The organism is Streptomyces sp. NPDC048600, assembly GCF_055587025.1.
Genome location: NZ_JBVJGZ010000003.1, coordinates 121,144 through 136,966, shown reverse-complemented (window position 1 = coordinate 136,966; position 15,823 = coordinate 121,144). Strand labels below are relative to the sequence as shown.

9 protein-coding genes are annotated in these 15,823 nt (G+C 69.3%); 7 read left to right on the top strand and 2 right to left on the bottom strand.

Annotation, left to right across the window (positions count from 1 at the left end; genetic code table 11):
• Nucleotides 1–52 precede the first annotated feature (52 nt).
• The gene (locus ACZ6SQ_RS04855) at nt 53–910 is read right to left on the bottom strand and encodes a phosphatase PAP2 family protein (protein ID WP_469556770.1); all 858 of its coding nucleotides are present in this window, start codon (nt 908–910) and stop codon (nt 53–55) included.
• Between the two features lie 98 nt (nt 911–1,008).
• A complete protein-coding gene (locus ACZ6SQ_RS04850) occupies nt 1,009–2,043 on the bottom strand; it encodes a LacI family DNA-binding transcriptional regulator (protein WP_386384966.1) in 1,035 nt (344 codons plus the stop codon).
• A 380-nt stretch (nt 2,044–2,423) separates the two neighbouring features.
• On the opposite strand from ACZ6SQ_RS04850, the gene ACZ6SQ_RS04845 reads away from it, so the two are divergent.
• The 7 genes from ACZ6SQ_RS04845 to pulA all read left to right on the top strand — a co-directional run bounded on the left by ACZ6SQ_RS04845 (nt 2,424) and on the right by pulA (nt 15,713).
• Entirely contained in the window at nt 2,424–3,695 is a 1,272-nt protein-coding gene (locus ACZ6SQ_RS04845; protein ID WP_469556768.1) for an extracellular solute-binding protein, read from the top strand.
• A gap of 113 nt (nt 3,696–3,808) precedes the next feature.
• Nucleotides 3,809–4,813, top strand: coding sequence for a carbohydrate ABC transporter permease (locus ACZ6SQ_RS04840; RefSeq protein ID WP_386384962.1), 1,005 nt, complete (start codon nt 3,809–3,811; stop codon nt 4,811–4,813).
• Between the two features lie 13 nt (nt 4,814–4,826).
• Nucleotides 4,827–5,741: a sugar ABC transporter permease gene (locus ACZ6SQ_RS04835; RefSeq protein ID WP_469556766.1), complete on the top strand. Its 915-nt coding sequence runs from the start codon at nt 4,827–4,829 to the stop codon at nt 5,739–5,741.
• A gap of 202 nt (nt 5,742–5,943) precedes the next feature.
• Nucleotides 5,944–7,623 (top strand): glycoside hydrolase family 13 protein, encoded by a 1,680-nt coding sequence (locus tag ACZ6SQ_RS04830; protein WP_389328642.1) that lies wholly within the window; start codon nt 5,944–5,946, stop codon nt 7,621–7,623.
• 203 nt (nt 7,624–7,826) lie between these two features.
• A complete protein-coding gene (locus ACZ6SQ_RS04825; RefSeq protein WP_469556763.1) occupies nt 7,827–8,669 on the top strand; it encodes a tetratricopeptide repeat protein in 843 nt (280 codons plus the stop codon).
• Nucleotides 8,670–8,789: 120 nt separating this feature from the next.
• The gene (locus ACZ6SQ_RS04820; RefSeq protein ID WP_469556762.1) at nt 8,790–10,163 is read left to right on the top strand and encodes an alpha-amylase; all 1,374 of its coding nucleotides are present in this window, start codon (nt 8,790–8,792) and stop codon (nt 10,161–10,163) included.
• A 132-nt stretch (nt 10,164–10,295) separates the two neighbouring features.
• On the top strand, nt 10,296–15,713 hold the full coding sequence (gene pulA, locus ACZ6SQ_RS04815; protein ID WP_469556760.1) for a pullulanase-type alpha-1,6-glucosidase: 5,418 nt from the start codon (nt 10,296–10,298) through the stop codon (nt 15,711–15,713).
• Nucleotides 15,714–15,823 lie beyond the last annotated feature (110 nt).

Genomic DNA, 15,823 nt, shown 5'->3' with positions numbered 1-15,823 from the left:
CCCGGGGGCCTCAGGGTGTGGCCGGGGGCCCCGGAACGAGGTCCCGGGGCTCTCAGGGTTTGGCCGGAATCCGCTGTTCGCCCTTGGGCGGCACCAGCCGCGGCAGGGAGTGCGGCAGCGCCCCGTACCACAGGCGCGCCACCAGGTAGCCGAACGCCAGGCACAGGATGCCGCCCACCGCGTCCAGCCAGAAGTGGTTGGCCGTGGCGACGATGACGACCAGGGTGAGCGCCGGGTAGAGCAGGCCGAGCACCTTGGCCCAGGGGACCGTGGCCAGCGCGAAGATGGTCAGTCCGCACCACAGCGACCAGCCGATGTGCATCGACGGCATCGCGGCGTACTGGTTGGACATGTTCTTCAGGTCGCCGGAGGCCATCGAGCCCCAGGTCTGGTGCACCAGCACGGTGTCGACGAAGCCGCCGCCGGTCATCAGCCGGGGCGGGGCGAGTGGATACAGGTAGTAACCGACCAGTGCCACACCGGTGGTGGCGAACAGCGCCGTCCGGGTCGCCGCGTAACGCCCCGGGTGACTACGGTAGAGCCACACGAGAACACCCAGCGTGATCACGAAGTGCAGGGTGGCGTAGTAGTAGTTCATGCCAACGATGAGCCAAGTCACGCCGTTCACCGCGTGGTTCACGGAGTGCTCGAAGGCCAGGCCCAGCTGGTGCTCGAACCGCCAGATCCAGTCGGCGTTGCGCAGCGCCTCGGCCTTCTGCTCCGGGACCGCGTTGCGGATCAGCGAGTACGTCCAGTAACTCACCGCGATCAGCAGGATCTCGAACCACAGGCGGGGCCTTCGCGGGGCGCGCACCCGGCGCAGCAGCCGCTGCCCGGGCGTGTCCGCGACAGGCTGCGGAACGGCCTCTTCCAGGCGTTCCTGCTGCGTCGTCACGGTCGTCTCACCCATGGGCACAGAGTCTGCCAGACAATAGTTACCCCACCGATCATCCCGTGGGCCGGTCCGGAGCGCACCTCAAAGGCGCACCAGATAGGACCGTCTCCATCTTACGGACGATTGCGGTCCCCGGGGGCGGAAGCGGTCGAACCGCGCACCACCAGCTCGGGCATGAACACGAACTCGCTGTGCGGAGCGGGCGTTCCGCCGATCTCCTCCAGCAGCGTGCGCACGGCGGCCTGGCCCATCGCCGGCACCGGCTTGCGCACGGTGGTCAGCGGCGGGTCGGTGAACGCGATCAGCGGGGAGTCGTCGAAGCCGACCACCGAGATGTCGTGCGGCACGGACAGGCCCCGCTGCCGGGCGGCCCTTATGGCACCGAGCGCCATCATGTCGCTGGCGCACACCACCGCCGTGCAGTCGCGGTCGATGAGCGCGGTCGCGGCCGCCTGGCCGCCCTCCAGCGTGTACAGAGAGTGCTGGACCAGCTCCGTCTCGATCGTCTCGGCCGGCAGTCCCAGCTGCTCCTGCATGGTCCGCACGAACCCGTCGATCTTGCGCTGCACCGGCACGAACCGCTTCGGTCCGAGGGCCAGGCCGATCCGGGTGTGGCCCAGCGAGGCCAGGTGCGTGACCGCCAGCTGCATCGCCGCACGGTCGTCGGGGGAGATGAACGGCGCCTGCACCTTCGGCGAGAAGCCGTCCACGAGCACGAAGGGCACGCCCTGCGCCCGCAGCTGCTCGTAGCGCTGCATGTCGGCGGTGGTGTCGGCGTGCAGCCCGGAGACGTAGATGATCCCGGCGACCCCGCGGTCCACCAGCATCTCGGTGAGCTCGTCCTCGGTGGAGCCGCCCGGCGTCTGCGTGGCGAGCACCGGGGTGTAGCCCTGGCGGGTCAGTGCCTGGCCGATGACCTGAGCCAGGGCCGGGAATATCGGGTTCTCCAGCTCGGGCGTGATCAGTCCGACCAGGCCCGCGCTGCGCTGGCGCAGCCGGACGGGGCGCTCGTAGCCGAGCACGTCGAGGGCGGCCAGCACGGACTGGCGGGTGGTGGCGGCGACGCCTGGCTTCCCGTTGAGGACGCGGCTGACGGTCGCTTCGCTCACCCCCGCCTGCGCAGCGATGTCAGCAAGCCGTGTGGTCACGGCAGTGGACTGTACCGGTCGTATGTCGCCTTGCACACCAACCGGACGCCGGGTGCGTGCGATCGACCGGCGCACCGGTGGTTGCTGTGACATGGCGTCCCCTCGTGAAACGTACGGCAAGAGCTTGCAGAGTCTTGCACAAGTGTTCCTCGTCGCGCTGATCACCTGCAATACCGGGTCTCGCGACAGTGGAGAACAGGTCACGCCGACGTAACGCCTGAGATCCCTTGCACTTTTTTTCTGCAAGGTCTTTCGCGCCGCTTACATGGCTGTTACGTTCCAGTCGCCCGGCGGCCGCAAAGGCGCAGTCGGCAAGACGCAGGGAGACGGGCGGGACCGTCACCCCTGGCAACACGGGCTTTCACCCTCAAGGAGAACTCATGCGGCGTGGCATAGCGGCCAGCGCGCTGGTGGCGTCCCTCGCCCTCGCGGCGACGGCCTGCGGCGGCGGCAGTGACAGCGGCGACAAGGCCGACGGCCCGGTCACCATCACCTGGTGGGACACCTCCAACGCGACCAACGAGGCGCCGACGTACCAGGCCCTGGTCAAGGAGTTCGAGGCGGCCAACAAGGACGTCAAGGTCAAGTACGTCAACGTCCCCTTCGACCAGGCGCAGAACAAGTTCGACACCGCCGCCGGTTCCAAGGGCGCCCCGGACATCCTGCGCTCCGAGGTCGGCTGGACCCCCGCCTTCGCCAAGAAGGGCTACTTCCTGCCGCTGGACGGCACCGAGGCCCTCGCGGACCAGGCCAAGTTCAAGACCAACCTGATCGAGCAGGCCAAGTACGAGGGCAAGACCTACGGTGTTCCGTTCGTCACGGACACCCTGGCCCTGGTCTACAACAAGGCTCTGTTCGAGAAGGCCGGCGTCGAGGCGCCGCAGACCTGGGACGAGCTGAAGAAGGCCGCCGCCACGATCAAGACGAAGACCGGCGTCGACGGCTACTGGGGCTCCACCCAGGCCTACTACGCCCAGTCCTTCCTGCACGGCGAGGGCACCGACACCGTCGACGCCGCCGCCAAGAAGATCACGGTCAACTCGCCCGAGGCGAAGAAGGCCTACGGCACCTGGCTGGACCTCTTCGACGGCAAGGGCCTGCACAAGGCCGACACCACCGCCGACGCGTACGCCCACATCCAGGACGCGTTCGTCAACGGCAAGGTCGCCGCGATCATCCAGGGTCCGTGGGAGATCACCAACTTCTACAAGGGCTCGGCGTTCAAGGACAAGGCCAACCTGGGCATCACCACCGTCCCGGCGGGCTCCAGCGGCAAGGCGGGCGCCCCGACCGGCGGCCACAACCTCTCCGTGTACGCCGGCTCCGACGAGGCCCACCAGAAGGCCGCGCTGAAGTTCGTGAACTTCATGACCTCGGCCAAGGCCCAGGAGACCATCGCGCTGAAGAACTCCACGCTTCCCACGCGCGACGACGCCTACACGGCGCAGGTCAAGGCCGACCCGGGCATCGCCGGCTACGGGGCCGTCCTGGCCGCCGCCCAGCCGCGCCCGGCCCTGCCCGAGTACAGCTCCCTGTGGGGTCCGCTGGACACCGAGCTGCCCGCCATCGCCGGTGGCAAGAAGTCCCTGGACGAGGGCCTGAGCAGCGCTGAGACCTCCATCGCCAAGCTGGTGCCGGACTTCAGCAAGTGACCGCCCGTGGCCGCCGGGACGCCCCGATCATGGTGGGGGGAGCGTCCCGGCGGCCGCCGGCCTGTGCGCCGTACTCCCCTTGATCTTTTTGATCTTTCAGAAGGTGTCGAACCATGACAGTCGCCATCGATCGAGCGACCGGCAAGCGCCGCGGTGACCGCGCGCCCCGGCCCGGCCTCGGGCAGCGCTTGAAGCACGCCTACGAGAAGCACTGGTACGCCTACGCCATGATCACCCCAGTGGCGATCGTGCTCGGCATCCTCGTGCTGTATCCGCTGGCGTACGGCTTCTATCTGACGCTCACCGACGCCAACAGCCTCAACACGGGGCGCACCATCGGCGTCAACGAGATCGAGGCGACGTACAAGTTCATCGGGCTCGACAACTACGCCGACATCCTCTGGGGTCCGACCGCCTACGACCGGTTCTGGTCCCACTTCGTCTGGACGATCGTCTGGACGGCCGTCTGCGTGGCCCTGCACTACACCATCGGCCTCGGCCTCGCCCTGCTGCTCAACCAGAAGCTGCGCGGCCGCACCTTCTACCGGCTGATCCTGATCCTGCCGTGGGCGGTCCCCACCTTCGTCACCGTCTTCGGCTGGCGGTTCATGCTCGCCGACAGCGGCGTGGTCAACTCCGCCCTGGAATTCCTGCACCTGCCGACGCCGGCCTGGCTGGAGGACACCTTCTGGCAGCGGTTCGCGGCGATCATGGTCAACACCTGGTGCGGTGTCCCGTTCATGATGGTCTCGCTGCTCGGCGGCCTCCAGTCCATCGACGGCTCGCTCTACGAGGCCGCGGAGATGGACGGCGCCAGCGCCTGGCAGCGCTTCCGCTACGTGACCCTGCCGGGCCTGCGCTCGGTCAGCTCCACCGTCGTCCTGCTCGGCGTGATCTGGACGTTCAACCAGTTCGCCGTGATCTTCCTGCTGTTCGGCAACACCGCCCCGGACGCCCAGATCCTCGTGACATGGGCCTACTACCTGGGCTTCGGACAGCAGCCGCGCGACTTCGCGCAGTCCGCGGCCTACGGCATCCTGCTGCTGGCCATCCTGATCGTCTTCACCTCCTTCTACCGCCGCTGGCTCAACCGCAACGACCAGCAGCTCGCGATCTGAGGCAGGAGCTCACATGAGTACGACCACAGTCGAGACCTCCGCCCAGGAGAAGACCGGGACCGGCCGCATGTCCGAACCCAAGGGCGGCACCCGCCGCCGGGGCAACCGCAGCCTGCTGGGCTCCCTCGCCTCCCACGGCATCCTCATCGCGGGCAGCCTGATCGCGCTGTTCCCGATCGCCTGGCTGGTCTTCCTGTCGCTGGGCCCGGACAAGGACGACTATCTGCACCCCGGTGACATCTGGGGCAAGATGACGTTCAGCAACTACACGTTCGTGCTGACGGAGACCAACTTCTTCGAGTGGATGAAGAGTTCGCTCATCGTCTCGCTCGGCACCACGGTCATCGGCGTGATGATCGCCGCGACCACCGGCTACGCCGTCTCGCGGATGCGCTTCCCCGGCTACAAGAAGTTCATGTGGGTGCTTCTGGTGACCCAGATGTTCCCGATCGCCGTGCTGATCGTCCCGATGTACCAGATTCTGTCCGACCTTCAGCTGATCGACAGCTACCTCGGCCTGATCCTGGTCTACTGTTCGACCGCGGTGCCCTACTGCGCCTGGCTGCTGAAGGGCTACTTCGACACCATCCCCTTCGAGATCGACGAAGCCGGCCGCGTCGACGGGCTCTCCCCGTTCGGCACCTTCTTCCGGCTGATCCTGCCGCTGGCCAAGCCCGGTCTCGCGGTCGCCGCCTTCTACAGCTTCATCACCGCATTCGGTGAGGTCGCCTTCGCCTCGACGTTCATGCTGAGCGACACCAAGTACACCTTCGCGGTCGGTCTGCAGAGCTTCGTCAGCGAGCACGACGCCCAGCGCAACCTGATGGCCGCCACCGCGGTCCTGGTCGCCATACCCGTCTCCGCGTTCTTCTACCTCGTGCAGAAGAACCTCGTGACCGGCCTGACCGCGGGCGGCACGAAGGGGTAGGCGCGGAGAGGGGAACCGACCCGTCGCCGGTCGTGCGCGGCTCTCGTCGTGACCGGTCGCGCAGGTTCCCCGCGCCCCCCAGGGCGTCGCCCCAGGGACCCGAGGCGGCCACGGTGGCCATCCGACCCCGCTGCCACCGCGGCCGCCTCGTCAACCCGTACCCGAAGCCCACATGACATCCACTCAGTTACCCAAGGACGCCATGAGCCAGCATTCCGCCGACCCGGCACCGAACTCCGCCGTCGCCACCGTCGCCAAGCGCCGCGACTGGTGGCGGGACGCGGTGATCTACCAGGTCTATCCGCGCAGCTTCGCCGACAGCAACGGCGACGGCATGGGCGACCTGGAAGGCGTACGCTCCCGTCTCCCGTACCTGCGCGACCTCGGCGTGGACGCCGTGTGGCTCAGCCCCTTCTACGCCTCCCCGCAGGCCGACGCCGGCTACGACGTGGCCGACTACCGCGCCGTCGACCCGATGTTCGGCAACCTCCTGGACGCCGACGCGCTGATCCGCGACGCCCACGGCCTGGGCCTGCGGATCATCGTCGACCTGGTGCCCAACCACTCCTCCGACCAGCACGAGTGGTTCAAGCGCGCCCTCGCGGAGGGCCCCGGCTCGCCGAGCCGGGACCGCTACCACTTCCGCCCCGGCAAGGGCGAGAACGGCGAACTGCCGCCCAACGACTGGGAGTCCATCTTCGGCGGCCCCGCCTGGACCCGGGTCACCGAGCCCGACGGCACCCCGGGCGAGTGGTACCTGCACCTCTTCGCCCCCGAGCAGCCCGACTTCAACTGGGAGCACCCGGCCGTCGGCGACGAGTTCCGCTCGATCCTGCGCTTCTGGCTGGACATGGGCGTGGACGGTTTCCGTATCGACGTCGCCCACGGCATGGTCAAGGCGGCCGGTCTGCCCGACCTCGGCTCCCACGATCAGCTCAAACTGCTGGGCAACGATGTCATGCCGTTCTTCGACCAGGACGGCGTCCACGACATCTACCGCCAGTGGCGTCTGATCCTCGACGAGTACTCCGGCGAGCGCATCTTCGTCGCCGAGGCGTGGACCCCGACCGTGGAGCGCACCGCCAACTACGTGCGTCCCGACGAGCTGCACCAGGCCTTCAACTTCCAGTACCTGGGCACCGAATGGGACGCCGAGGAGCTGCGCACGGTCGTCGACCGCACCCTGGAGGCCATGCGCCCGGTGGGTGCCCCCGCGACCTGGGTGCTGTCCAACCACGACGTCACCCGGCACGCCACCCGCTTCGCCAACCCGCCGGGGCTCGGCACCCAGATCCGCACGGCGGGCGACCGCGAGCTCGGTCTGCGCCGCGCCCGTGCCGCCTCCCTGCTGATGCTGGCGCTGCCCGGCTCGGCCTACGTCTACCAGGGCGAGGAGCTCGGCCTGCCGGACGTCGTCGACCTGCCCGACGAGGCGCGCCAGGACCCGGCGTTCTTCCGCGGCGCCGGCCAGGACGGTTTCCGCGACGGCTGCCGGGTGCCGATCCCGTGGACCCGCACCGGTTCCTCCTTCGGCTTCGGCTCCGGCGGCAGCTGGCTGCCCCAGCCGGCCGCCTGGGGCGAGCTGAGCGTCGAGGCCCAGACCGGCGAGGCCGGCTCCACGCTGGAGCTGTACCGCGCGGCCCTCGCGGCGCGCCGCGAGCACGCGGACCTCGGCGCGGGCGACTCGGTGGAGTGGCTGCGCGCGCCCGAGGGCGTTCTGGCCCTGCGCCGCGGCGACTTCGTGTGTGTCGCCAACACCACGGGGGAGTCGGTGACCACCCCCGCCTACGGCCGCGTGCTGCTGTCCAGCGGCGAGATCGCGGAGACCGACGGCGAGACCAAGGTGCCCGCCGACACGACCGTGTGGTTCACGACGGCCTGACCCCGTGCGCGCCACCGCCTCAGGGCCCGCCCCCGGTTCATCACCGGCGGCGGGCTCTGCCGTGTGTCCGGGGGTGCCCACGGATGCCCTGCCGTGCTTCCGGGGGTGCCTGCCGGTGTCCCGCGTGCGTCCGGGGTGCCCCGCCGTGCGTCCTGGAGGCCCTGCCGCCCGCCGAATGGGCATGTTCACGTAATCTCCGGCGGGTGAAGCTTCCCGCCCCGCCCTCGTTCCGCTCGCGACGGCTCACCGCCTCCGTGCATCACGTCGCCGAGCTCGCGAAGGAGGGCAGGTACGAGGAGGCCGAGGCCGAGGCCAGAGCCTGCGAGGCGGCGGCCCGGCGGCTGTGGCGGCAGAACCGCCGCCGCAGGTTCACCTGGTACGCGAGGACGCTGGCCACGACGCTGGCCTGCGCCCACGGGCGCGGCGACGAGGTACTGGCCGAGATGGAAACCCTCATCGCGGAGCTGGACGGTACGGCGGGATCGCTGCGCCGCCTCCTGCTGCTGGTCCGCCACAACCGCGCGGCGATCCTCGGCCGGCAGGGGCGGCACGCCGAAGCCGAGGCGGAGCTGCAGTCCGTGCTGCGTGAGCTGACCCATCACAAGCGTGTGGCGACCGTCTGGAACGTGGAACTGACCGTGCTGGACAGCCTGGCCGAGACACTGTGCGGGCTGGGCCGCCACGAGGAGGCCGAGGCCATCGCCCGGGGGAACCAGCCCCGCGCCGAGGGCGTCGAGGGCGTCGAGGGTACGGCGGCGGCACTGCACTGCACTCTGGTGCGCAGCCTGAACGGCCAGGGCCGGTTCGCCGAAGCCCTCGCCGAGGCGCGCCGGTTCACCCCGAAATGGGAGCGGGGCCACGCCGGGAAACTGGACCTCGTGACAGCGGCCGCCCTGCACGGTCTGGGCCGTGACGGCGAGGCGGAGGCCGCGGCCCGGCAGGCGCTGACCTGCTGCGAGACCCACCTCCACCCCTCCCACCCCCGCCTGGCGGAGGCCCGCGGCCTGCTGGCCCTCATCACCGCCGAGCCCGGCACGCCTTCGTAAGCTCTTGCAGCAACTTCCGCCGGAGCGCTGCCTTTTTGGCCAGCGGGCCTCTAACATCTGGCCACCGCAAGGTTTCTGAAAGATTTCAGAGAACCCCCTTCAATGATGAAGGACCCCCACATGGTCAGAAGAATCGTCGCGGGCGCCGCAGCGCTCGCCGCCGGGGCAGCCGTGCTGATACCCGGCTCCGCCCAGGCCTCCCCGCCGGGCACGAAGGACGTCACCGCGGTGATGTTCGAGTGGAAGTTCTCCTCGGTCGCCACCGAGTGCACCAACCGCCTCGGCCCCGCCGGATACGGCTATGTGCAGGTCTCCCCGCCCGCCGAGCACATCCAGGGCTCCCAGTGGTGGACCTCGTACCAGCCCGTCAGCTACAAGATCGCCGGGCGGCTCGGCGACGCCACCGCCTTCCGCAACATGATCAACACATGTCACGCGGCCGGGGTGAAGGTCGTCGTCGACACCGTCATCAACCACATGGCGGCCGGCAACGGCACCGGCACCGGCGGCTCGTCGTACACGAAGTACAACTACCCGGGCCTGTACTCGTCCAACGACTTCGACAACTGCACCGCGTCGATCACCAACTACCAGGACCGCTGGCACGTCCAGAACTGCGAACTGGTCGGTCTCGCGGACCTCGACACGGGCGAGGACTACGTCCGCTCCGCCATCGCCGGCTACATGAACACCCTGCTGTCCTACGGCGTGGACGGCTTCCGGGCGGACGCGGCCAAGCACATCCCGGCCGCCGACCTCGCCAACATCAAGTCCCGGCTCAGCAACCCGTCGGTCTACTGGAAGCAGGAGGCCATCTACGGCGCCGGGGAGGCCGTCCAGCCGTCCGAGTACACCGGCAACGGCGACGTCCAGGAGTTCCGCTACGCCTACGACCTCAAGCGGGTCTTCAACAACGAGCGGCTCGCCTACCTGAAGAACTTCGGGGAGGGCTGGGGCTATATGAGCAGCGGCGTCTCCGGTGTCTTCGTCGACAACCACGACACCGAGCGCAACGGCTCCACCCTGAGCTACAAGGACAACGCCAACTACACGATGGCCAACGTCTTCATGCTGGCCTGGCCGTACGGTGCCCCGGACATCAACTCAGGCTACGAGTTCTCGGACATCGACGCCGGGCCTCCCGGCGGCGGTCAGGTCAACGCCTGCTGGCAGGACGGCTGGAAGTGCCAGCACGCCTGGCCGGAGATCCAGCGTATGGTCGCCTTCCGCAACGCCACCCGCGGCCAGGCCGTCACCAACTGGTGGGACAACGGCTACCAGGCGATCGGCTTCGGCCGCGGCAGCAAGGGCTACGTGGCCATCAACCACGAGTCCTCCTCGCTGACCCGCACGTACCAGACCTCGCTGCCCGCGGGCACGTACTGCAACGTGCAGAACAACACGTCGGTGACGGTCAACTCCTCCGGGCAGTTCACCGCCACCCTGAGCCCGAACACGGCCCTGGCCGTCTACGCGGGCAAGTCCTCCTGCTGAGCCGCTGAACCAGCAAGGGTCGTGAAATTCTTTTCCGTTACTTTCACGACCCTTGCTGCAAGCGTTGCGTCAGAGGTACGGTCCGCGCGGGGTCGGACCCGAATGAGCCGTAATCGCAAGGAGTTCACACCTGTGATACCCAGATGGACGGCGCCTGGGACGCGCCGCACCGCGCAGGGCGGACAGGGCAGAAGGACAGCGGCGGTCGCCGTCGCCGCGCTCGCCGCGGCCCTGGTCCAGCCGCTCGCCGCCGAGGCCGCCTCGCCGCCGCCTCCGCCCTCGGACGCGGCCCTCGCCAAGGCGGCCGCGCGCCACGACCTCACCCGTGAGCAGTTCTACTTCGTGCTCCCGGACCGCTTCGCCAACGGCGACGCCTCCAACGACCGCGGCGGGCTCACCGGTTCCCGCCTCACCACCGGGTACGACCCCACCGACAAGGGCTTCTACCAGGGCGGCGACCTCAAGGGTCTGACCAAGCGCCTCGACTACATCAAGGGCCTGGGCACCACCTCCATCTGGATGGCGCCCATCTTCAAGAACCAGCCCGTGCAGGGCACCGGCGCGAACGCCTCGGCCGGCTACCACGGCTACTGGATCACCGACTTCACCCAGGTCGACCCGCACTTCGGCACCAACGCCGACCTCGAGAAGCTCATCGACGCGGCGCACGCCAAGGGGATGAAGGTCTTCTTCGACGTCATCACCAACCACACCGCCGACGTCGTCGACTACGAGGAGAAGTCCTACGGCTATCTCTCCAAGGGCGCCTTCCCGTACCTGACGAAGGAAGGCCGCCCCTTCGACGACGCCGACTACGCGGCGGGCGGCAGCCGCTTCCCGCGCGTGGACAAGGACTCCTTCCCGCGCACCCCGACGGTCCCCGCGGCCAAGAAGAACGTCAAGGTCCCCTCCTGGCTCAACGACACGCGGATGTACCACAACCGCGGCGACTCGACCTTCGCCGGGGAGAACGCCCTGCACGGCGACTTCTCCGGCCTGGACGACCTGTGGACCGAGCGCCCCGAGGTCGTCACCGGCATGGAGCGCATCTACCAGCGCTGGGTGCGCGACTTCGACATCGACGGCTTCCGCATCGACACGGTCAAGCACGTCAACCTGGAGTTCTGGACCCAGTGGGCCACCGCGCTGGACGCCTACGCCAAGGCCCAGGGCCGCGACGACTTCTTCATGTTCGGCGAGGTCTACTCCGCCGACACCTCCATCACCTCGCCGTACGTCACCCAGGGCCGCCTCGACTCCACCCTCGACTTCCCCTTCCAGGAGGCGGCACGGCAGTACGCCTCCCAGGGCGGCAGCGCCAAGAAGCTCGCAGCCGTCTTCGGTGACGACTACAAGTACACGACCGACAAGGCCAACGCCTACGAGCAGGTCAGCTTCCTCGGCAACCACGACATGGGCCGTATCGGGACGTTCCTGAAGCAGGACAACCCGAACGCCTCCGACGCCGAGCTGCTGAAGAAGGACCGGCTCGCCAACGAGCTGATGTTCCTCAGCCGCGGCAACCCGGTCGTCTACTACGGCGACGAGCAGGGCTTCACCGGCGCGGGCGGCGACAAGGACGCCCGCCAGACGATGTTCGCCTCGCGCACCGCCGACTACCTCGACGACGACCAGCTCGGCACGGCCCGTACGCACGCCAGCGACGCGTACGACACCCGGGCGCCGCTCTACCGGCAGATCAGCGCGCTCGCCAAGCTCCGCAAGGCCAACCCGGCCCTCGCCGACGGCATCCAGACCGAGCGCTACTCCGCCGACGGGGCCGGCGTCTACGCCTTCTCCCGCACCGACGCGAAGACCGGCACCGAGTACGTCGTCGCCTTCAACAACGCGGGCGAGGCGAAGTCGGCGACCTTCGCGACCGGCGCCGCGGCCATGCGCTACAACGGCATCTACGGTGCCACGGGCGCGCTGACCTCGGACGCCGACCGCAAGGTCACCGTCACCGTCCCGGCCGGCTCCGCCGTGGTCTACAAGGCCGCCGCCCGGCCCGCCGCCCCCGCCGTCAAGCCCACGCTCACCCTCAAGGCCCCCGCCGCCGGTGCCACCGGCACCGTCGAGCTGACCGCCGACGTCGAGGGCGGACAGCTCAACCGCGTGGTCTTCGCCGCCCAGACCGGCACCGGCGCCTGGCGCGTCCTCGGCTCCGCCGACCACGCCCCGTACAAGGTCACCCAGGTCATCGGCAAGGACGTGCCGGCCGGCACGGCCCTGCGCTACAAGGCCGTCGTGATCGACTCGGCCGGCCGCACGGCCGCCGCCACCGCCGCCTCCACCACCGGCACCGCGCCGGCCGAGGAGATCCCCAGCGCGTCCTCGCGCGACTACGCGGTCGTCCACTACAAGCGCGCGGACGGCGACTACGCCGACTGGGGCCTGTACCCCTGGGGCGACATCGCCGAGGGCGAGGGGAAGAACTGGCCGGACAGCCACCCCTTCACCGGCCGCGACGCCTACGGGGCGTTCGCCTACGTCAAGCTCAAGCCGGGCGCCTCGAACGTCGGCTTCCTGGTGATCGACAAGCAGGGCAACAAGGACGTCTCCGCCGACCGCTCCATCGACGTCACCAAGACCGGTGAGATCTGGATCGAACAGGGCAAGGACACCGTCCTCACCGAGCGCCCGGCCGCCGAGTACCCGGCCCAGGACAAGTCCAAGGCCGTCCTGCACTACCACCGCGCCGACGGCGACTACGACGGCTGGGGCCTGCACACCTGGACCGGTGCCGCGAACCCCACCGAGTGGTCGAACCCCCTGAAGCCGGTGAAGACTGATGCCTATGGCGCTGTCTTCGAGGTGCCGCTCACCGAGGGTGCCACCAGCCTCAGCTACATCCTGCACAAGGGCGACGAGAAGGACCTGCCCGCCGACCAGTCCCTGGACCTCGCCGCGAACGGGCACGAGGTGTGGCTGTTGAGCGGCCAGGAGAAGTACCTGCTCCCGCAGCCCGAGGGCTCCGCGGCCGCGCTCGACCTGACCACCTCCAAGGCGGTCTGGATCGACCGGAACACGATCGCCTGGAACGGCTCCGAGGCCGCCGCCTCCACCCAGCTGCTCTACTCCCGCACCGGCTCCATCGAGGTCAAGGACGGGGCGCTGACCAGCACCGACGAGCGCTGGCTGCGACTGGGGAAGACCGACCTCACCGACGCCCAGAAGGCGAAGTTCCCGCACCTGCGGAACTACACCGCCTACTCCGTCGACCCCCGTGACCGCGACCGGGTCCGCCAGGCCCTGAACGGACAGCTCGTCGCCGCCCAGCGCGCCGCCAACGGCGCCGTGCTCACCGCGACCGGCGTGCAGATCGCGGGCGTCCTCGACGACCTCTACGACGCGACCGGCGCCGGCCTCGGCCCGGTGTTCAAGGACGGCCGTCCCACTTTGTCGGTCTGGGCCCCCACTGCCCAGAGCGTCGACCTGGAGCTGGACGGCACCACGGTCGCGATGAGCCGCGACGCCGCGACCGGCGTCTGGTCCGTCACCGGCCCCGCCGGCTGGAAGAACAAGCCGTACCGGTACATCGTGAAGGTGTGGGCGCCCAGCGTCCGCAAGGTCGTCACCAACAAGGTCACCGACCCCTACGCGCTCGCCCTCACCACCGACTCCGAGCGCAGTCTCGTCGTCGACCTCGCCGACAAGACCCTCACGCCGGACGGCTGGAGCACGTACACCAAGCCCGCGGCCGTCCCGCTGAAGGACGCGCAGATCCAGGAACTGCACGTCCGGGACTTCTCCGTGGAGGACCGGACCGCCAAGAACCCCGGCACCTACCTGGCCTTCGCGGACAAGGACAGCGACGGCTCCAGGCACCTGCGCGACCTGGCCTCGGCCGGCACCTCGTACGTGCACCTGCTGCCCGTGTTCGACATCGCCACGATCCCCGAGAAGAAGTCCGACCGGACCACCCCGGACTGCGACCTGGCCTCCTTCGCCGCCGACTCCGAGCAGCAGCAGGAGTGCGTCGCGAAGGCCGCCGCCAAGGACGCCTACAACTGGGGCTACGACCCGTTCCACTACACCGTCCCTGAGGGCTCCTACGCCACCGACCCGAACGGCACCGCCCGCACGGTCGAGTTCCGCAAGATGGTCAAGGCGCTGAACGAGGACGGCCTGCGCGTCGTCATGGACGTCGTCTACAACCACACCGCGTCCAGCGGTCAGGCCAGGACGTCCGTCCTCGACCAGATCGTGCCCGGCTACTACCAGCGCCTGCTGGCCGACGGCTCCGTCGCCAACAGCACCTGCTGCTCCAACACCGCCACCGAGAACGCCATGATGGGCAAGCTCGTCGTCGACTCGGTGGTCACCTGGGCCAGGCAGTACAAGGTCGACGGCTTCCGCTTCGACCTGATGGGCCACCACCCCAAGGCCAACATCCTGGCCGTGCGCAAGGCCCTCGACGCCCTCACCCTCGAGAAGGACGGCGTCGACGGCAAGAAGATCATCCTGTACGGCGAGGGCTGGAACTTCGGCGAGATCGCCGACGACGCCCGCTTCGTCCAGGCCACGCAGCTCAACATGGCCGGCACCGGCATCGCCACCTTCTCCGACCGGGCCCGTGACGCGGTGCGCGGCGGCGGCCCCTTCGACTCCGACCCCGGCGTCCAGGGCTTCGCCTCCGGCCTCTACAACGAGCCCAACTCCTCCACGGCGAACGGCACCGAGGCCGAGCAGAGGGCCCGTCTCCTGCACTACCAGGACCTGATCAAGGTCGGGCTGTCCGGCAACCTCGCCGGCTACCGCTTCACCGACACCGGCGGCAAGGAGGTCAAGGGCTCCGAGGTCGACTACAACGGCTCACCGGCCGGCTACGCGGACGCCCCCGGCGACGCCCTCGCCTACGCCGACGCGCACGACAACGAGTCGCTGTTCGACGCCCTCGCGTTCAAGCTGCCCGACACGGTCGGCGCGGACGAGCGGGCCCGGATGCAGGTCCTCGCGATGGCGACCGCCGCCCTCTCGCAGGGCCCGGCGCTCTCCCAGGCCGGCTCCGACCTGCTGCGCTCCAAGTCGCTGGACCGCAACTCCTACGACAGCGGCGACTGGTTCAACGCCATCCACTGGAACTGCGCCGACGGCAACGGCTTCGGCCGCGGTCTGCCCCCGGCGGCGGACAACGCCTCCAAGTGGCCCTTCGCCAAGCCCCTGCTGGGCAAGCTGAAGGTCGGCTGCGAGCAGATCCAGGGCGCCTCGGCGGCCTACCAGGACCTGCTGAAGATCCGTACGACGGAAGGAGCCTTCTCCCTCGGCACCGCCGAGCAGGTGCAGGCGAAGCTCTCCTTCCCGCTCTCGGGCACCGAGGAGACGCCGGGCGTGATCACCATGCGCCTCGGTGACCTGGTCGTCGTCTTCAACGCCACCCCGCAGGAGCAGCGCCAGCGCCTCGCGGACCTCGCCGGGACCGGCTACGCGCTGCACCCGGTGCAGGCCGCAGGCTCGGACGCCGTGGTGAAGAACGCGGCCTACACCGCGGACTCGGGCACCTTCACGGTCCCGGCCCGCACCGTGGCGGTGTTCACCCGGGCCGGCTGACCCCGGACCGCACTGTCAGGGCCTGCCCGGCGGATTCCGCCGGGCAGGCCCTAAGGTGCTTCTGTCCCCCGAAGACTCCCCCGGAGAACCCGCCCGGCGAGCAAGGAGCA